At 57.1% G+C, this 17,599-nt stretch carries 16 protein-coding genes; 5 read left to right on the top strand and 11 right to left on the bottom strand.

Features of this window, described 5'->3' with window-relative positions:
* Positions 1 to 12: 12 nt before the first annotated feature.
* On the bottom strand, positions 13 to 1,521 hold the full coding sequence (locus ABD890_RS10290) for a WD40 repeat domain-containing protein (protein WP_345088482.1): 1,509 nt from the start codon (positions 1,519 to 1,521) through the stop codon (positions 13 to 15).
* A gap of 357 nt (positions 1,522 to 1,878) precedes the next feature.
* On the opposite strand from ABD890_RS10290, the gene ABD890_RS10285 reads away from it, so the two are divergent.
* The 3 genes from ABD890_RS10285 (at position 1,879) to ABD890_RS10275 (ending at position 4,429) form a co-directional block, all read left to right on the top strand.
* The gene (locus tag ABD890_RS10285) at positions 1,879 to 2,400 is read left to right on the top strand and encodes a hypothetical protein (protein WP_345088480.1); all 522 of its coding nucleotides are present in this window, start codon (positions 1,879 to 1,881) and stop codon (positions 2,398 to 2,400) included.
* A 406-nt stretch (positions 2,401 to 2,806) separates the two neighbouring features.
* On the top strand, positions 2,807 to 3,847 hold the full coding sequence (locus tag ABD890_RS10280; RefSeq protein ID WP_345088478.1) for a DUF1559 family PulG-like putative transporter: 1,041 nt from the start codon (positions 2,807 to 2,809) through the stop codon (positions 3,845 to 3,847).
* Between the two features lie 111 nt (positions 3,848 to 3,958).
* Positions 3,959 to 4,429, top strand: a complete 471-nt coding sequence (locus ABD890_RS10275) for a hypothetical protein (RefSeq protein WP_345088475.1) — start codon at positions 3,959 to 3,961, stop codon at positions 4,427 to 4,429.
* A 116-nt stretch (positions 4,430 to 4,545) separates the two neighbouring features.
* Here the strand turns inward: ABD890_RS10275 and ABD890_RS10270 are convergent, their stop codons facing one another.
* The 7 genes from ABD890_RS10270 to ABD890_RS10240 all read right to left on the bottom strand — a co-directional run bounded on the left by ABD890_RS10270 (position 4,546) and on the right by ABD890_RS10240 (position 11,034).
* Complete coding sequence (locus tag ABD890_RS10270) at positions 4,546 to 5,553, bottom strand: Gfo/Idh/MocA family protein (protein WP_345088474.1); 1,008 nt, start codon at positions 5,551 to 5,553, stop codon at positions 4,546 to 4,548.
* Positions 5,554 to 5,730: 177 nt separating this feature from the next.
* Positions 5,731 to 6,936 (bottom strand): FG-GAP repeat domain-containing protein, encoded by a 1,206-nt coding sequence (locus ABD890_RS10265; RefSeq protein WP_345088473.1) that lies wholly within the window; start codon positions 6,934 to 6,936, stop codon positions 5,731 to 5,733.
* 98 nt (positions 6,937 to 7,034) lie between these two features.
* Positions 7,035 to 7,424 carry a VOC family protein gene (locus tag ABD890_RS10260; RefSeq protein WP_345088471.1) on the bottom strand — a complete coding sequence of 130 codons (390 nt, stop codon included), beginning with the start codon at positions 7,422 to 7,424 and terminating at the stop codon, positions 7,035 to 7,037.
* 93 nt (positions 7,425 to 7,517) lie between these two features.
* On the bottom strand, positions 7,518 to 8,714 hold the full coding sequence (locus tag ABD890_RS10255; RefSeq protein ID WP_345088469.1) for a Gfo/Idh/MocA family protein: 1,197 nt from the start codon (positions 8,712 to 8,714) through the stop codon (positions 7,518 to 7,520).
* A gap of 76 nt (positions 8,715 to 8,790) precedes the next feature.
* Positions 8,791 to 9,519, bottom strand: coding sequence for a hypothetical protein (locus ABD890_RS10250; protein ID WP_345088467.1), 729 nt, complete (start codon positions 9,517 to 9,519; stop codon positions 8,791 to 8,793).
* 33 nt (positions 9,520 to 9,552) lie between these two features.
* Entirely contained in the window at positions 9,553 to 10,290 is a 738-nt protein-coding gene (locus tag ABD890_RS10245; protein WP_345088465.1) for a hypothetical protein, read from the bottom strand.
* 51 nt (positions 10,291 to 10,341) lie between these two features.
* A complete protein-coding gene (locus ABD890_RS10240; RefSeq protein WP_345088463.1) occupies positions 10,342 to 11,034 on the bottom strand; it encodes a hypothetical protein in 693 nt (230 codons plus the stop codon).
* Between the two features lie 200 nt (positions 11,035 to 11,234).
* On the opposite strand from ABD890_RS10240, the gene ABD890_RS10235 reads away from it, so the two are divergent.
* Positions 11,235 to 13,259: an ATP-dependent DNA helicase gene (locus tag ABD890_RS10235; RefSeq protein WP_345088461.1), complete on the top strand. Its 2,025-nt coding sequence runs from the start codon at positions 11,235 to 11,237 to the stop codon at positions 13,257 to 13,259.
* A 29-nt stretch (positions 13,260 to 13,288) separates the two neighbouring features.
* On the opposite strand, the gene ABD890_RS10230 is transcribed toward ABD890_RS10235, so the two are convergent.
* The 3 genes from ABD890_RS10230 to ABD890_RS10220 form a co-directional block, all read right to left on the bottom strand.
* The gene (locus tag ABD890_RS10230) at positions 13,289 to 14,092 is read right to left on the bottom strand and encodes a hypothetical protein (protein WP_345088459.1); all 804 of its coding nucleotides are present in this window, start codon (positions 14,090 to 14,092) and stop codon (positions 13,289 to 13,291) included.
* 607 nt (positions 14,093 to 14,699) lie between these two features.
* Positions 14,700 to 15,785: a hypothetical protein gene (locus tag ABD890_RS10225; protein WP_345088457.1), complete on the bottom strand. Its 1,086-nt coding sequence runs from the start codon at positions 15,783 to 15,785 to the stop codon at positions 14,700 to 14,702.
* Between the two features lie 125 nt (positions 15,786 to 15,910).
* Positions 15,911 to 16,570 (bottom strand): FMN-dependent NADH-azoreductase, encoded by a 660-nt coding sequence (locus ABD890_RS10220; RefSeq protein ID WP_345088455.1) that lies wholly within the window; start codon positions 16,568 to 16,570, stop codon positions 15,911 to 15,913.
* A 240-nt stretch (positions 16,571 to 16,810) separates the two neighbouring features.
* Here ABD890_RS10220 and hisF point away from each other — a divergent pair, with 240 nt between their 5' ends.
* On the top strand, positions 16,811 to 17,578 hold the full coding sequence (gene hisF, locus ABD890_RS10215; RefSeq protein ID WP_345088453.1) for an imidazole glycerol phosphate synthase subunit HisF: 768 nt from the start codon (positions 16,811 to 16,813) through the stop codon (positions 17,576 to 17,578).
* The last annotated feature ends 21 nt before the right edge of the window (positions 17,579 to 17,599 follow it).

Raw genomic sequence — 17,599 nt, 5'->3', positions numbered from 1 at the left:
TGCCGCCGATCGTTATTCGACGACCAGCGGAAGCGGCAGGTACTCTGGTGCCCGTGGGATGAAGTACGGAATCTGAAGCTGCGCGATCTCGCGGGCCAGCGAGCGAATCTCGGCGTCGTTCAATTGCTTCTTGTTCAGTCCATCCAGGAAGCCGTTGGAACTACTCGGGCTGAAGGTGTGCTCCCAGATAGGATCGTTGTTGCCATCGCGCAGCAGCGCCAGCTTGGCCTGGCCCAGGCGATGCTCCAGCGATGCCGGTTCCACATTGAAGCGGAACGTGATGTCCTGGTCTGCCGCGTACGACATTCCATACTGACGAAGCTGTTGGACGATCGCGTCGCCGATTTGCGTGCGTGCTTTCTCGATCGATTCGCCTGACTCGCCGCGCATGTACACCAGCAGCGAAGCCTTCACGCCAGGGCCGACGATGCAGTTCTCCGGCGTCTTCATGGCTTCCAACGAACGCTCGACTTCTTCCCACGGAATCGCGATCATCGTGATCACGTCGGCGTCTTCGCCAAAGCGGCCCAGCACGAAGTAAGGATCGAGCACAGCGATCTGATCCGATTCGCGTTGCGGACGTTTGATCTGAGCGGTGATCTTGCGGGACTCGCGATGGATCACGTTGCCATCAACGATCCAGCCTTTGCCATCGGGCAGCCAGGCGAGGCTGTATTCGTTGAAGCGGCCATACGGAATGTTCACCGGAATATCGTGTTTGATCTGTCCGCTGCCATCCCACACGATCAGCCGCTGCACGTCGAACGAACTGTAAATCGCCGCCATCTCTTGGCCATCGGGCGAGAACTCGAGGTCTTCAATCGAGTTCGCACCCAGCGTCGATTGAAAGCGTGCTGTCGGATCTTTGATCGGTGCGGCCAGGTTGCCGGCATAGCGACCATCGGCCAGCGTTAGCACCGAGACTCGATCCCCTTCGACCAGTGCGAGGTACTTACCATCGGGCGAGACCGTCAGCTGGCCTTCTTCGATCCTGGTGGTGCGAACCTTAATGTCGCGCGTCCGGCGGTTCTCTTGCAGATCCCAGATCACCAACGTTTCGCCACCATCCGGAGCCACCAGCAGGTAGCGGTTGTACATGATCTTCATCACCGGATAGCTATAACGCGACTGACCAGGCACGGTCGCGACCAGTTCGCCACTGACCAGATTCCAGACGTTGACCGACCTGCCTTTGTCGAAGTGGCTGCCTCCATAGGCGGCGAAGTACATGCCGTTGGCGCTCAAGCAACGGAAGTCGCCGATCTCGGGCGATTGAGGCAGCGTTTGAACGACCCGCTTCGACTTCACATGCCAGACGTCGTGGTTAACGATCACCACCGGGCAACCAGGAGGACCGGTCGTGATCTGAGCTTTCTTGTCCGCAGGAATGCGAATGTCGGCCGCTTCAATCCAGGGAGACTTTTCGAGTTGTGCGAAGCACTGCGTGCTGTGAAGCGACATCGCAGGCAGAAGCAGCGTGGCGAGGCACGCGATCAGGGAAATTCGTACCGAAAAAGGCATGACTTCAGTCGAGTGATTGGGTGAGCTGGCAAGTCTGTTTCTGGCTACGATTATGCATACCCAGCTTAGGGAGGGGAATGCGAAAAACGCGTAGGCGGGCTACTTTCATCCAACCTTTCGCGCGGTGGAATACTTGTTAGACGAACTTCGCGAACAAATCGTTCTCGTTTTGTGATACCTGTCGAAACGTCTGTTTTCTCCATTGAATTCACGTGAGGACCGGTGGTTTGCGCGGTGTGAGTGAACTGGCTCATTTCGAGCTACCGTTTCCTGGAGCCGGTTCGATTCTTGGGTTATACCGAACGAAGGAGATGCTGCTGGCAGCTTGCCAGAAACGACTTTCAGCCGAGATCATCTATGAGTGCCAAGCCCGGCCTGTTTCTCAAGAAGGCGAACGACGACCTTGTCTCGCATTGCAAATGTTCGCCGTCGGTCTGGATCGCCGGCCCAGGGCAGCTTGATTGTCCCTGGTGTGGTTGTGGTTGGCTTTTCATCTGTCCTCAGTGCCGCCGGGCATTCACCTTCGCCGTGGCCGAGCCATGTGATTTGACCTGGGAAGAGCTGGCCTGGCACGATCTGAAGACTCGCTACTCCGAACCTCCGACCGACGAAGAAGTCGAAATGTGGATCGACTGCATGAAGTCGGTCGTGGGCGATCTGGAAGAAGGGAAGCAGTACGTCTATCTCGATTTCTATGCCATCCCGGTCGATGCCGAGAACTTCGCCTTCGACGGCATGTTCTCGCAGCACAAGCTGCTGTGGGTTCCCCAGGTCCAAGCCCTCGCCAAGCCCGCCATCGTGGACGAAATCTTATCGAACCCCGACTACTGGCTCGACCGCCGCATCGACATCGACGACGAATACGACGTGCCGGGGTAAGGTTGATTCAATCGCCACGCGACCCTGAGTTGAAACCGCGTGAAAATCAATCTCAGGCGAATTGAGTGTTGCGTGGGTGGTGTCTGTTTTGGGTGGGCGGACGACTGTGAAGATTAGGTTCATTTTCAATCGCTGCTGTCTGGTGTCTCGCGGGGGGAAGGGGATTATTGAGGGTTGGCTTGAAAGGGAAAGCGAGTTTGTAGCGACCTTATTGCTGCGTTTGAGCAGCGATCTTGGCTGTTGCTTGTGTTGGCTGAAAATGTCGAAAAAACAGGGAAAAAACAATGGCCAAGAGGTGGCTCGAAGTGGCTCCCTGTTGCGGCGTAACTCCCTCGACTAGAGTAACGGGGACCGGTTCATTTGGTCCGACCCTCACCCGCGCGATCCTGCCCCTGGAGTCATCCCCATGCGAAAGCGTTTTGGCTTTACTCTCGTCGAATTATTAGTTGTGATTGCCATCATTGGCGTTCTGATCGCCTTGTTGTTGCCAGCCGTGCAGCAGGCGCGTGAGGCGGCCCGTCGCATGTCGTGCTCGAACAACTTGAAGCAGTTGGCACTCGCGATGCACAACTATCACGACACCTTCCAGGCCTTGCCGGCGCGGGTTGGTGGCACGCTGTCGAACCAGCAGCGTTTGAGTGGTTGGATCGGGCTGCTGCCGTTTCTGGAAGAGAAGCCGCTATACGATCAAATCGCCAGTGGCAACGGCACCGCACCTCCATTCGGCATCAAGCCTTGGCAGGATTTCGCTCCGTTCAACGTACAAGTTCAGAAGCTACTGTGCCCGTCCGATTCGGCGGAAGGCATCGACCCAAACAAGTATGGCGGCAAGGGTAGCTCAAACTACGCGTTCAGCATTGGGGACTGTGCGAGATACACGCTCGATCACCAGGCGTACGAATCGCGTGGCGTGTTTTCGTTCTACAAGTACTGCAATTTCAAAGACATCACCGACGGCTTGAGCAACACGGTGCTGCTGGGCGAAAAGGCCTTGGGCACAGACCAGAAGAAGCTGATCGGCGGCATCGTCGTGACCGGCAGCCCATGGGTGGTCAATCAGCAGGATGGTATTAACCCGGGCATCTGCCTGGCGATGCGTCCGCTCGGTGGCACGTACGACAACAGCGTTGCGTTCGCCGATTTCAACGGGCGTCGCTGGACCGATGGTGCGGTCAACCTGCAAGGCTTCTGCACGATCCTTCCGCCGAACGCTCCAAGCTGTTCGCGAAAGACTAACGACTGGTCGGAAGGCATCATCTCGGCTTCCAGTTATCACCCCGGCGGAGCCAACGCGGCGATGAGCGATGGTTCGGTCGCTTTCATTCCTGAAACGATCGACACCGGCGATCTGTCGCAGGTCGCACCGAGCAACGGGCCTTCGCCGTACGGAGTCTGGGGCGCGATGGGATCGAAGTCGGCGGGCGAGTTCGCCCAGGTCGCCAACTAAGGTGCCTGCCTGAAATAGCTCAGTGAATCGTAAGTCGGCCTGCGAAGGTGCGGTCGACTTGCCCCCAACGAACTCACTTTCTTTCTGGTCGACATGATGGAACCACGCCCCATGCTCACGTCCACTCGCATTCTCTTGCTTTGCCTTTTCACATTGACCTTGGCTGGCTGTGCGGCAGAACCGCTACTGGAAGGTGCTGCCAAGACGACGGTCTCGGTCACGCTCGATGGTCAGCCAGTCGAAGATGCCGCGGTCGTTTTCACGCCGGTCGGTGGAGGCCGCTCCGGGGTCGGGCGAACCGATGCCCAAGGGATCGCCAAGATGGGCACTTCCAACTACGCTGACGGCGTTTTCCCAGGCGAGTACAAGATTGTGGTCGTCAAATCGATCGACGATCCCAACAGCACTCCTTCGCCGGCGGAAGATCAGCACGAGATGCAAGGTCGCGGCCGGCCGGTGTATGCCAAGCAGTTGTACCTGGTGCCAGAAAAGTACATCAGCACCAGCACGTCGGGGCTGAGCACCATCGTCGAGGCGGGCGTCGAGAACGAAGTAACGCTCGACCTAAGCAGCAGCAAATGAGTCGATGGCTTCGCATCGCAAGCTTGAGTCTTGCGAGCAAACACGGCGCATGATAAAGGCCTGGCTTGCCGTGGCGAGTCAGGCCTTTGTTTTAATTCTTAGAGGGCAGGGCGAGGTTACTCGACCAGCATGTGGCTGACGGCTTCCCAGCGGCCGCTGCGTTCGCTGCGGAAGACTGCTTCGATCACTTCCATATTGGCCACTGCATCCGAGATTGGCGTCGGGACCTCGGTGTCTTCGAGGATCGCCTGCGACATCAGATCGCCTTGGACCGTGTACTGGTCGGCGGTTGGGACTTCGATCTCGGTGATCTCTTCCCCTTGCTGATGCCACAAGATGCATGGCTTGTCGGGCGGAGCGTTGAACGGAATTTCAATTTCCACGCGGCCTTCGGTGCCGTGGATGTGCACCCGCTGGTAAGGGGCGAGCTTCGTTCCGCAGGTGAAGGTGCTCATGATGCCGCCGAAGTCGATCATCACCGAAGCGACGACGTCGGTCTTGAACTCTTCGTCCCGGGTCACCGAGGCAATCACCTTTTCAGGCTCGCCCTCGAAGATGAATCGCGATAGCGAGATCGGATAGCACCCGATATCCATCATGCCGCCACCACCCCATTCGGCGTTGTTGCGAATGTCGCCAGGGTTGTTATTGAAGTAAGAGAAAAAGCTCTGAATGCTGACCGGCGTGCCGATGCCACCATTGCGAACGATCTCGCGAGCCTTCTGCCACTGAGGATGGTGCCGATACATGAACGCTTCCATCACCTTCAGTTTAGGGTGCTGGTGGGCGATGTCGGCCAGTTGACGGGCTTCTTCGACGTTCAATCCGATCGGCTTTTCGCACAGGACGTGCTTGCCGGCGTGGATCGCCTTGATGGCCCATGGCACGTGCATGTGGTTGGGCAGCGGGATGTAGACCGCGTCGATATTAGGGTCTTCCAGAAGTTCTTCGTACGAACCATAGGCATTCGGAATGTGCAGCTTGTCCGCGACGGTGCGGGCGTTTTCGAGCGAGCGCGAGGCAATCCCGGTAACTTCGCAATAGGTTCCGCGCTGCATGCCGGGAATAACCTTCACGGTACCGATTTTCGCGGTGCTCAGCACACCCCAACGAACTTTACTCATCGGGCCTGTTCCTATCTGTTGTGCATTGATGTGTGGGGAGACGAGATTTGGGAGTTGGCGAGGCCAATTTCAGTGTAACGAGCGCCTGGCAAAAGACCCAGCGACAATGAAATATTGCGATAAAAAATCCTATAAACATCCCCGGATAAAGGCAATATTTGAGAATGTTGATGCCAGCTATTGAGATCTATTCCAGTAGATCTTCACGTTATGTGTTTGGCGTCCAACCGCGACAATATCGGCCTGATTGTCTCCGTCCAGGTCTGCTACGGCCAAGTCCTCGATGGCGACCGCACCTGGGTCGATAACATACCGCTTGAACGACGTCCCATCTGCCGCTGTCGGATCAAAAATTCTCAGACCGCGACGCGAGCTGTCAGGCTGATCGTCCCGAACGCCAATCACCAGTTCTTCGTCCGCATCCCCATCAATATTGGCACACCAGACCGCATGACCCCAGCGAAGCTGGTCGTCCAGGACGTGGCGATTCCAAAGGCTATGAATCGGCTGGCCTTTCTCTTTCGTATAGACAACCACCTGATTGCCGTGCCAAGGTTCGATCGTGGCGATATAGCGATCGCCGTTGGCCAGTTTCCCGACTTTAACCTCGCTGGCACCGCGGCTGGGGCTCGAAACCTGGTCGCCAGAGCCTAGCTGGGTTTTCTTCCAGGTCCCATCCTCTTGCTGCTCATGAAGATGGACACCTTCGTAGCTGGCCGAAATGATGTCGGTCTTGCCGTTGCCGGTGAAGTCGATCGGCAGGAAGTTGTGCATCACGTGCAGCGAGTTATCGATCATGTGGACGGGCCACGGATCGGTCTGCGGTTTCTCGGGGATTTCGAGAGCAAGCAGGCGAACCGGCTGCTCGGCGAAGTGCGGCGCGGTCGTGTTGGGACCGAATAGAGGACCAACGATCAGCTCAGGGCGTTCGTCGCCGATCACGTTCGCAAACTTGATGCGATGCGTGCTGTGCTCGTTGCGGATCGGATAGACGCTCCAGTGCTGGTCCTGGCTACCGCTAGAGGTGATCCACTGGATGGTGCCACGCTGCGTTTTGCCACCTCCCCAGCCGGCTGCGACCGCGAAATCGAGCTTGCCGTCGCCATCGATGTCGGCCGGAGCGAACGCCACGTTGTCGGCGTTGGTTTGGCCAGGCCCAAGGATCTGGTGCTCGGTCCAGGTCGGGTTCTCGAGCCAGACGATGCGCTGCTGATCGACGATGCAGATGTCGAGCTTGTCGTCGCCATTCATGTCGATCAAGCGAACCGCATAGCCGACGCCGAGCTCGGTATCGAGCTGCTGCGGTTCAAACTGGATCTCGCCCGCGAAGCTGTTGCCGGCGAGCAGAACTAGACAGGTGAAACAGGCGAGTGCGGTCCGCATGGTGCGTTCTCGTTGAAGGCGAGGAAGTTGGGTTGGCCACGAGGGGTACTTCATCGTACCGAAACGGTGGCCTGGTTTCACCGAAAACTTCCGGCAAGCTATGCCAGCAGCTTCTCGACGCGCGTCACCAGTTGCAGCGTCAAACCCCATGGGTCGCGGAGGAAGCAAACCAGGTCGCCGTTGGGCTGGGTGTTGATCGGGCCTTCTTCTTTGGCACCTGCTTCGATCAGACGGGTTCGATCGGCCTCGATGTTGTCGCTAATGAAGGCGAGGTGGAAGTGGGCTGGCGGCACGGCCGATTGATCAGGCACGTCGAACTGCTCGTTGTGATAGATCTCGATCAGCATCTGCCCGCCGTCATCGGCCAGGAAGTGAGCGAAGGGAGGCTGCTTGCTGCCGCGCTGAATGGTCATGCCCAAGTGCACGACGTACCAGCGAGCCATCGCGACCGGGTCGGCGACTTGAAGGGCGAAGTGTTCGATTTTCATGGCGATATCTGCGGTGGGAGGGTAGCGATAAAAAAAGGCCGCTGCCTGATTGCCAGACAGCGGCTCTTGAATCTCAACAAACCGGGCGGTCGATTAACGACGGGCCGCTTCGTGCTTCAGTGGCAACCAGGCGCCATCTTGCTGGCTGCTGGCGACACACTGCTGAATGAAGTACATCCCTTCGACACCGTCGTGGATGTTCGGGTAGATGGTGTCCTTCTTCTCGAAGTCCTTGCCGGTCGCACGCAGGGCCATCGCGTCGTAGGCAGCGCGATAGACGTTGGCGAAGGCTTCGAAGAAACCTTCTGGGTGACCCGCAGGAATGCGGCACGAAGCGTCGGCCAGTGGCTTCATGAACGAAGCACCTGGGGCACGGGTATAGATCTTGTGAGGCTCGCCATTCTGACGAACGATCATTTCGTTCGGGTTCTCTTGACGCCAGCTCAGGGCCGCCTTGGTGCCGTCGATTTCGATCGTCAGATCGTTCTCGCGACCATGGCTGATCTGCGAAGCGGTCAGCGTACAGAGGGCACCGTTTTCGTAACGAATGACGGTGGTACCGTAGTCATCCAAGCGACGGCCTTCCACAAACGTGGCCAGGTTGGTGCTGACCTTGTCCGGCAGCAAACCGGTCATGAAGCGACCGAGGTTATAGGCGTGGGTCCCGATATCGCCGTAAGCACCAGCGGCACCGCTCTTGGCTGGGTCGCTACGCCATGCGGCTTGCTTCTGTTCGGTGTCTTCCAGCTTGGTTCGCAGCCAGCCCTGGATGTACTGAACGCGGATCGCGTTGATCTCGCCCAGGTCACCATTGAGGATCATCTCGCGAGCCTGGCGAACCAGTGGATAGCCGGTGTAGTTGTGCGTGACGGCGAAGACGGCGCCCGACTTCTGCACGGTTTCGTACAGCTCTTCGGCCTGGGCCAGGTCCAAGGTCATTGGCTTGTCGCACATCACGTTGAAACCAGCTTCCAGGGCAGCCTTGGCGACTGGGAAGTGCATGTGGTTCGGCGTGGCGACCGAGACGAAGTCGATCCGCTGGTCTTCTGGCAGTGCGAGTTCTTTTTCGATCAGTTCCTGGTAGCTGGTGTAAGCGCGCGCTTCAGGAATGTCGTAGTCAGGAGCAGAAGCCTTGGCACGTTCGGGATTCGAGCTGAGGGCACCGGCGACCAGGGCGGCGCGGTTGTCCAGCACGGCGGCGGTGGCGTGCACGCGGCCGATAAAGGCGCCAGAACCACCACCGACAAGGGCCATGCGAAGTTTTCGATTCAAGTCACCGTTGGTAGCCATGGGGGCACGCTCCTCACAGAATGGGATGGGCTAAGCTTCGAGGTTAATCCGATAGGGAACGCTTGTTTTAACACACCTACGAGGGCGTGTCATTCAGGCGTCCCGGGCCCCCCTCGCTGTGGAACGACTCGCAGACGTCGTTGTCACTGAGCAGCATCATCCCCCAAACGGCCAATCCCAGTGGCAGAACCAGGCACATCGCCGGATAGGTGAAGGGGATCATCGCCAGAATCATGCCGGTCCGTGCCGTGCTGTAGCTACGGAACAGCCGGACTTCGTTCAACGCGAACAGCGTGATGATCTGAGCCCCCAGAATCACGATCGACCCGCACAAGGCGGCGATCCGCCCCATGTCGTCCGAGGATTCGTCGATCAGGCGAATCAGCTGCATGGTCACGCTCAGACCATTGAAGATCAAGAAGAGAAGGCCAATCGCAACGAGCACGATCGACAGCGTCGCCAAGGTCGAGCGGCGACGGCGGAGCATCGCTTGCCGCATCTCAATGGTATCGACCGGGGCCTCGGCGTGAGGCAGAGCCACCGGGTCGGCAGCGAATGGATTGCTGCCGACGGCCGGCTCCGATTCGGAAGGTTCCCACCGCGATTCTGTCTTGCCGCTGATCCCCAACGGGTCGTCGGCATCTTCCAGCGGAGCGACCTGATCGGGATCGATCAGTTGCACACTGCCGCTGAAGGGAACCTTGATAATCGAATAGCACCCAGGGCAACGGGTCTTCTTACCTTCCGATCCATCCGGGACATGGATGACCTTTCGGCAGATACCACATTGAAAACTGAGAGCCATACCGGTTCGTTCCGCTTCGATCGTTCAACAGGCTTAAGGGAGACGGAAGGCGGCCTTCACCGACTCGTTGCACATCACGACGATTCCCCAGATACCAAACGCCATCGCCAGGATACAGCCGCAACCGCCCGAGAACGGCGTCAGCGACAGCACGAAGCCGCACATCACCAGGCCATAAGTGCGGACCTGCATCGCGCGGACCATCGCCACGCAAGTGAACAAGCTGAGCAGCGTTGGCAGGCCGAACATGATGCACAGCACCACGTACACGCCAACGCGTTCTTCCGGGTCGTTGATGCCGGCATCGTTCTCGACTTGCATCATCGAGGCGATCCACCAGACGATGTTCAGCAGCAGACCAAGCAGGGTCGAGACCAGCACGCCGATCGCCGGGCCAATCAGTTGGGCGCGAGCAGCCGATCGCGAGACGGCTTGCTGACCGTAGACTTGTCCACCGCTCGAGGGTGAAGCGTAAGGATTGCGGGCAGGCGGTCCGAAAGGATCGTTCGTTTCGCCGAATGGATTGGAAGGAGCCGCCGCGCCGCCAGCTGGTGACATATCTTTTTCGCTGCTGAGCGAATCCCACAGCGAGTCGCTTTTCTCGGACGATGGCTCCGGCTTAGGTGGCCCGGCTGGTGGCAGTCCGCCAGCCGGAGCGTTGGGGATGGCTTGGATTTCCTGGCACTGCGGGCACTTGGTCTTTTTTCCTTCGGTTCCGTCAGGAACGCGGATCGTACGCTGGCATTTGGAACAGGAAAAATCAATCGACATGGAAGCGAGCCCTCAGGTGCGAATTTGCCCACAGCGAGAACCTTTGTCCCGCTATCCGTTGAATTGCCTCTGAATACTGTTATCGGCCAGAAGCATCATTCCCCAAATGCTAATCGGTAGCGACACCACAAAACAACACGAGCAGGGAAGGGCGGCAATAATGAAGCCGGCCCATGCCAGGCCATAGTTCTTTAGGTCACGGGCCTGCAAAAGTCCAAAACAACCGAAACCTTGCAGCCCAACCGCGAAGCCAAATGTGATCGCATAGGTGGCCAACGCGACGACGGAGTTGGCGCCTTGAGCTCCTTCGCCGTTGACCTGGATGACCATGGTGATCAGCGAGATGATATTGAACACAATCCCCAGCGCCAGCAGCCCCAGGCAAGTCAGGATCGGCGTTTGAAGCTTGCTCATCGCTTCCATGCGGGAAGAATTGGCGGCTGCCAGATTGCCTGGCGTTTGCGGAGCGGCGTACGGATTATCGTGGGCCTGGCTCGATTCTTCGGCGTAAGGATTGCGCGAAACGTTCTCGGTGGGGGTCGACATCGGCTGGAAGACATCGTCTAGCGGCGAACTTTTCGGCGGGGCCGGCTCTTCCAGCGAATCTTTCAGCTTCAATTCGTCCGCTTCTGACGGAACCGGCTGGATCGCGTGGCATTTGGGGCACTTGGTCCGCTTGCCTTCGTTTCCGTCGGGAACACGAATCCTGTGTTTGCAGACAGCGCAATCGAAGTCGATCGGCATCGGGAATAGCTTTCTGGAAGCAAACGGAATGAAGATAAGCAGGTCGCCAGACGACGCTGAATCAGTCTATTCCAATTTCCGCGGTTCCTCCAGCTTAGCGGCCCGACTTTTCCGCTTGTGGTGGGCAGTCAGCCCGAATCCCGATAGAGTGAAGGATCGGGCAAAACGGCAAACGGTCACAATCAGTCAAGCAAACACGGATGGAAAACCTGAGCATCGACGACGTTCTCGGCCCCCAGGGGCTGATTGCTCGGCGATTAAAGCAATACGAGGAACGCCCTGAGCAGATGGCCATGGCCAAGGCTGTCGGGACGGCGCTGGCCAAGAATCGGCATCTGGTGGTCGAAGCAGGCACCGGCGTCGGCAAAAGTTTTGCTTATCTGGTCCCCTCCATTTTGTGGGCATGTGGTCATCAAGGCAGCGGAGAGAAGTCGCGGCGGGTGGTGATCTCGACCCATACGATCAGCCTGCAAGAGCAGCTTCTGGAAAAGGACATCCCGCTGATCAACGCCTCGGTGCCGCTCGAGTTCACGGCCGTGCTGGCCAAGGGCCGGGGCAACTACGTCAGTCTGCGTCGGCTCGGTGCGGCCTCGCTGCGGAGTGCGAGCCTGTTCGACAAAGATGACGAGACCGCCCAACTTCGGACCCTCAAAGATTGGTCGAAGAAGTCGACCGACGGTTCGCTCAGCGATCTCGATTTTCGCCCGGCCGTTCGGGTCTGGGACGAGATCGCCAGCGATAGCGGCAACTGCCTCGGCCGAAAGTGTCCGAGCTACGACGACTGCTTCTACTACAAAGCACGTCGCCGGATGCAGAACGCTCAACTACTGATCGTGAACCACGCGTTGTTCTTCAGCGACCTGGCACTTCGCCGTAGCGGTGTCAGTTTGTTGCCTTCGTACGACGCCGTCATCTTCGACGAAGCCCACACGTTGGAAGGTGTCGCCGGAGATCACCTCGGCATGTCGGTCACGTCAACCCAGGTCGATTTCGCGTTGAACAAGCTGTTCAACGAGCGAACCCAGAAAGGCCTGCTGGTCCATCACGACTGCCGCGATGCGATGAACCAGGTCGTGCATACCCGGTATCGAGCTCAACAGTTTTTCGACGAACTGGATGCCTGGCTCGAAGAAAACCCAGGCGGCAATGGCCGCGTCAATGTGCCCGAGCTGATCCCGAACGTTCTTTCGCCGGCGATGGCCAAGTTGGCTTCGATGGTCAAGCAGGCGGGCGATCGGTTCGAGGAAGAAGGAACCCGGCAAGACTTCCATTCGCTGTCGGATCGCATCTTCCTGATGGCCGACTCGATCGAAGCCTGGCGGATGCAGAAGATGGAGCACACGGTCTATTGGGTCGAAAGCAGTCAGCAGCGAGGCCCTTATCGCCGCGTGAAGTTATTTGCCACGCCGATCGAAGTGGGGCCGGTGCTGCGAGAAGAGTTGTTCCAGAAGGTCGACAGCGTGATCTTGACCAGTGCCACGTTGTCTTCGTCGCCTGATCAAGGGTTCGACTTCTTCAAAGACCGCATCGGGATGACTCGCAACGAAGAGCTGACCGTCGGCAGTCCGTTCAACTATAAGAAGAACGTCAAACTGGTGCTGGTCAAAGGGATGCCTGACCCCAGCAACCGCCGCGACTACGACCAGGCCCTGGGCGAGATGGTCAAACGCTACGTCGAGCAAACCCAGGGGCACGCCTTCGTGTTGTTCACCAGCTACGACATGCTGCGGAACTGCGCCTCTCGAGTGTCTCGCTGGATGGGGCAGAACGGGTACACGCTCTTCAGCCAGTCCGACGGCATGCCACGCGGGCAGATGGTGCAGAAGTTTAAAGAGACGCCTGGCTCGGTGCTGTTCGGAACCGATAGCTTCTGGCAGGGAGTCGACGTTCCGGGAGATGCCCTACAGAACGTGATCATCACGAAGCTGCCGTTCAGCGTGCCAGATCATCCGCTGCTTCAGGCCCGCTTGAATCAAATCAAGCAGCGTGGCGGGCAGCCCTTCTCGGAATATCAACTGCCGGAGGCCATCATCAAACTGCGGCAAGGCTTCGGCCGACTCGTCCGCGGCCACGCCGACAAAGGGATCGTCGTGATCCTGGACCCACGCGTGCAAACCAAAGGCTACGGCCGCGCGTTCCTCAAGTCGCTCCCCGACTGCGACATCGTCGAAGACAACTTCGCCGGAGCCGGCTCGGCCCGATCAGAGTGGGACGATTATTTTTAAGAAGGTCTCAAGAGTGGCTGATATTTGGGCTACTTGTCGTCCTCGCGACCCCAGATGATGTGGACTTCCGGATTGGCATCTTTCAGTCTTTGGATTGGCTTGTCCGATAGCTTTCCGCCAATGGAAAGGGATGTCAGGCTTTCGCCGAGCTCCAAATTCTCAACGTAGTCGTCGACAATCCCGGCTTCCGAGATGTTGATCTGCTTGACGTAGGGCCGAGTGCAAATATTCCGAAAGCTATCGAAATTCAAATTCGTATCATCCACGACAACGTCCATCTTGGTCGACATTTGCTTCGGTAAATTCAATACACCTTCAGCCGCAAGCTTGGTCGAGTGCAAGCGAAGCAGTTCGAGTTTCTGGCATTTTCCTAAACCCGAAAGCAAATCGCCACGAAAATCGCATCGAAAAAACTCGAGCGACTTCACATTTCTCAAGGTGCCCAGGTCTCCACTTAACAACTTGCAGTCGTAGCACTTCAATTCACCCGACAAGTGGGAAGTTGAAAGGAGCCGGATCTCATCCGCACCTAGCACATAGCCATCCAGAATGAGACACGACACCGGGGAAAGCTTAGGCAGGCTGTAAAAGATTCCATTCCCATGATCCACGTTCTCACTAAGGGAGATCGTCAGGGTGCCATCCGCCATCCGATGAACCGTATGCCCCTTGGATTCAAGGTACTTAATCGTGGCATCCACTTCATCAAGCTTTCTCGCACCTTCGCTCCACGCAGGTTGAGGACGTATTCCAGCCGCCGCAATGACCACGGGAAAGAAGGCCACCAAGAAGAGGATGCCACGCGATCGCGAGATTTTTGGAACGCTGTTCATGGGCATCGGCAGCTTCTCGAGAGTAGCAATTTCAAGCAGGGTGAAATCTGCAATTAAACCAGAGCTCCGCTTGCTTGGCAAAAACTCGTGAGAGTGCGATAGGCTTAATGCGAAGCCCTAGGGCTGTTTTTAGGCATGGCACCCAACGCTATAGTCGAAACCGCTGGCCGCACTTTCGATCGACCCATTTCCCGATAAGCGTTGTTGCAAAACCATATACGATCCAAGGGACGCCAATGATAAAAGCATAGACTGCCAATGTGGCGGCGTTTGTGGGGTAAGTGGGAGCCTCGAAAAACGTACTCCACGGAAAGTCGGCCAGGTAATATGGCATCCACACCATTGCTCCTGAGTCGACATCAGGGCCGCCAATTGGGACCGGATTGATCGATAGACCATAGGCGAGCATCAATCCAGCACGGAGTAAGTAAAAGCCAAGTCCAACCCAGCGAACGTGCCGCTGATTATGTGAAGCATGAGGTTGCGGTGCCTCGTTGCTGTTGGTTTGCGGCGACTCGTAGGGATTGGAAATCAGATGCTCCCGATGCGTTGCTCTTCCGACCGTGTGCCACTGGTGGCAACGGGCCCTTACTTCGCACTTTGGCGTCTAGTTAGAGAATCGACTCTTTTGCAGAGGCAACCGCAACTCCATTAGGTCGATTTTGGCTTGCAACTCTTTCGCTTCGTCCAGCTTTCCTGTTTTCTTCAGATGTGCGAGGAATTGCTTGCGATACAGCAAGCGTAAGTCTGATGGATAACCGAGAGGCGACAAGTAATCCGATATCTCGAGGATTTCGACAAAAGCCAGGTCAATCTTTTCCAGATCCTCCAGGGCTTTCTTGGCTTCGATGTATTGCAGCAACAACCGTATTCGGTTGGTGTCGAAGACATCGTGGGTACGGGGAATGTTATTCAAACCTTGGCGTGCATATTCAAGTGCCCGTTGATACTCGCCTTGATGGTTCAAACATTCAACGAAAATTCCCGTCAGAAGAGCGTAGGAACGTGTCTGAGTGGCGTCGTGTGTTTCGTACAGACTGACCGTCTGCTTGCCGAATTCTACCGCACTCTTGTAGTTTCGTTGCCTGTAATAGAGCCTCGTTATGACATCCATGATCTGTCTATAGTGATAAAATGATTGCATGTTTCGTGCTTCAAGCAATCTCTTTACGGACAATGCCGTGTCAATGGCTTCCGTATATCCTTCCTGGCTGTCGGCGCTCAGTAGGGTGGCAGAAATCCGAATCTGCGATTCAAGCACGGAGTACGAATCATCACTGAACAGCGTTCTGGCTAATTCGAGGGAGCGTTTGTGATGGAGAATGGCTTCGGCTGGACGACCTTGGTCGCTCTTTTCGGAACCTCGCACTTTTTCTTGGAGGAACTGGATTGCAACTTGTTTCTGCTCATCTGAAAAAGAAGCAAACTTCTCACTGTCTTGCAGAATGAAATCAATCTCCGGCAAGTCTAAGTGCTTGCGTTCGTTTTGTTTCTCTTGAGTAACCTTGCGTAGCCTCTTAAGAATCTTTTGCGACTCCTCAAAATTCGATGCACGCCAAGCGTCCGCGTTTTGTTGAATGAGTTTCGTCTGGATTTGATAAAGGCTCGATTCATCCGGGATCTCTTGAGAAGCAGTAAGATCGGGGAGCAGCATTGCTCCGAGGAAAAAACAAACAATCGAGCGAATCAACATTATCAAACTTCGGCTACTAAGCACTGGCACCCGCGAAACGGCAACTTCCCATCTTACCGCCTGTCACAGGTCTGCAGCCAGAGCGAAGTCTCTCTTCAGTCCCTCCCCACACATCTGCACTCGCGTCAAGCGTTCGGGCAGCTGGATGTTTCTAGCAGGTGGTCGACCAGCGGGGCGATGGCTGCGATGGCTTTCGCTTGGGAGTCGGCGAAGCGTTGGTCGCCGAATTCTTGGTATTCGATGTGAATCGTCTCGTGGCGGTCGACACCGAGCAAACGCGAGGCCTCGATGATGTGGGGATGCAGATGGTTCTTGTGCGCAGCGTAGCTGCCGAGCAGGCCACCTTCGCCAGCGGTGGTCAGCATGACCAGGGTCTTGCCGCTTTGGACCGGCTCGATCGGCTCGTCGCCGCGGGCCAGGTCGAACGTGAAAGTCTTGTTAACTCGGATCACCTGGTCGAACCAGGCTTTCAGCGCCGCAGGCATGCCGTAGTTGTACATCGGGGTCGCCACGACCAGGATGTCGGCCTGAAGGACCTCGGCGATCAGCTCGTCCGAGAGCTCGAGGGCCTGGTTCTCGGCTGCGGACCGGGCCTCTGCCGGCTTGAAAGCGGCGGAGATCCAGTTTTCATCAATCGCCGGCGGGGATGTGCTGCCGACGTCTCGGCGGACGATCGGGTCGCCGGGGGCCTGCGAGTTCCAGGCAGAAACGAACCTTTGGGCCAGTTCTCGGCTGAGGGATCGGTTTTTTCGCGCACTGGCTTCAATCAGCAGGATATGGCTCATGAGTGGGGCTCTTTTCCGCGAAAACTAACGATTGGAAGGGTTGTTTGTTTCGCCTTTCCGATGCCAAGGCAGGGGCGTCGGTTTCAAACTGGGCGATTACCGACGATTGCTGGCCATGCCCAGGTGGGGTTAGTTGACCCTGGCGTTTGTCCGGCTTACAGTAGATTTGCCTATCTACGGGCCCTTTTCTGGGTTCGAAGTCCACCTTGCAACCCTTTCTGAAAGCTGCGGTTAGCATCGATGTTGGCCAGCCGTGTGATTCCTTGTTTGGACGTGAACCAGGGTCGTGTCGTTAAAGGAACGAACTTCGTTCAACTTCGCGACGCCGGTGACCCGGTCGAAGTCGCTGCGCGCTACGAGCGTGAAGGGGCGGACGAACTGGTCTTTCTCGATATCACTGCCAGTCATGAACAGCGCGACATCATTCTGGATGTGGTGTCTCGGACGGCGGAAGTGGTCTTCATGCCACTGACCGTTGGTGGTGGCATTCGGACGATGGAAGACATTCGCTCGCTGCTGAACGCGGGTGCCGACAAGGTTTCGATCAACTCGGCGGCCTGTAAAGATCCCGAGTTCGTGCGTCAGGCCGCCAAACGCTTTGGCAGCCAGTGCATTGTGGTGAACATCGATCCGAAGCGGGTGCAGAAAGATGGTCGCGAAGTGTGGGAGGTCCATATCAATGGCGGCCGCAAGCCAACCGGGTTGGAAGCGGTGAGTTGGGCCCAGCAGGTCGAAGAACTGGGAGCCGGCGAGATTGTGCTGACGAGCATGGATCGCGACGGAACCAAAGATGGCTACGACCTGGAAGTGACCCGAGCTGTCAGCGAAGCCGTGACCGTCCCGGTGGTGGCAAGTGGCGGAGCCGGTCACCCGGAACACCTGGCCGATGCAATCCAGCAAGGCAAAGCAGATGCGGCCTTGGCGGCGAGTATCTTCCACTTTGGCCAGTTCACGATTCAGGAAACCAAAGAATTGATGCGTGACCGAGGAATTTGTGTCAGGCTTTGATTCTGGGGTTGGTGCGAATCA

Source organism: Bremerella cremea (assembly GCF_039541315.1).
Lineage (GTDB): Bacteria > Planctomycetota > Planctomycetia > Pirellulales > Pirellulaceae > Bremerella > Bremerella cremea.
The sequence above is the reverse complement of the archived record's forward strand: the minus strand, read 5'-3'. Positions and strand labels throughout refer to the sequence as shown.

Coding starts and splice junctions, on each gene's coding strand:
- ABD890_RS10265 (WP_345088473.1), bottom strand. CDS start 6,936: ATGCGGACCGCACTCGCCTGTTTCACCTGTCTAGTTCTGCTCGCCGGC.
- ABD890_RS10220 (WP_345088455.1), bottom strand. CDS start 16,570: ATGAGCCATATCCTGCTGATTGAAGCCAGTGCGCGAAAAAACCGATCC.
- ABD890_RS10250 (WP_345088467.1), bottom strand. CDS start 9,519: ATGGCTCTCAGTTTTCAATGTGGTATCTGCCGAAAGGTCATCCATGTC.
- ABD890_RS10285 (WP_345088480.1), top strand. CDS start 1,879: ATGAGTGCCAAGCCCGGCCTGTTTCTCAAGAAGGCGAACGACGACCTT.
- ABD890_RS10260 (WP_345088471.1), bottom strand. CDS start 7,424: ATGAAAATCGAACACTTCGCCCTTCAAGTCGCCGACCCGGTCGCGATG.
- hisF (WP_345088453.1), top strand. CDS start 16,811: ATGTTGGCCAGCCGTGTGATTCCTTGTTTGGACGTGAACCAGGGTCGT.
- ABD890_RS10235 (WP_345088461.1), top strand. CDS start 11,235: ATGGAAAACCTGAGCATCGACGACGTTCTCGGCCCCCAGGGGCTGATT.
- ABD890_RS10255 (WP_345088469.1), bottom strand. CDS start 8,714: ATGGCTACCAACGGTGACTTGAATCGAAAACTTCGCATGGCCCTTGTC.
- ABD890_RS10230 (WP_345088459.1), bottom strand. CDS start 14,092: ATGAACAGCGTTCCAAAAATCTCGCGATCGCGTGGCATCCTCTTCTTG.
- ABD890_RS10270 (WP_345088474.1), bottom strand. CDS start 5,553: ATGAGTAAAGTTCGTTGGGGTGTGCTGAGCACCGCGAAAATCGGTACC.
- ABD890_RS10290 (WP_345088482.1), bottom strand. CDS start 1,521: ATGCCTTTTTCGGTACGAATTTCCCTGATCGCGTGCCTCGCCACGCTG.
- ABD890_RS10280 (WP_345088478.1), top strand. CDS start 2,807: ATGCGAAAGCGTTTTGGCTTTACTCTCGTCGAATTATTAGTTGTGATT.
- ABD890_RS10225 (WP_345088457.1), bottom strand. CDS start 15,785: ATGTTGATTCGCTCGATTGTTTGTTTTTTCCTCGGAGCAATGCTGCTC.
- ABD890_RS10240 (WP_345088463.1), bottom strand. CDS start 11,034: ATGCCGATCGACTTCGATTGCGCTGTCTGCAAACACAGGATTCGTGTT.
- ABD890_RS10275 (WP_345088475.1), top strand. CDS start 3,959: ATGCTCACGTCCACTCGCATTCTCTTGCTTTGCCTTTTCACATTGACC.
- ABD890_RS10245 (WP_345088465.1), bottom strand. CDS start 10,290: ATGTCGATTGATTTTTCCTGTTCCAAATGCCAGCGTACGATCCGCGTT.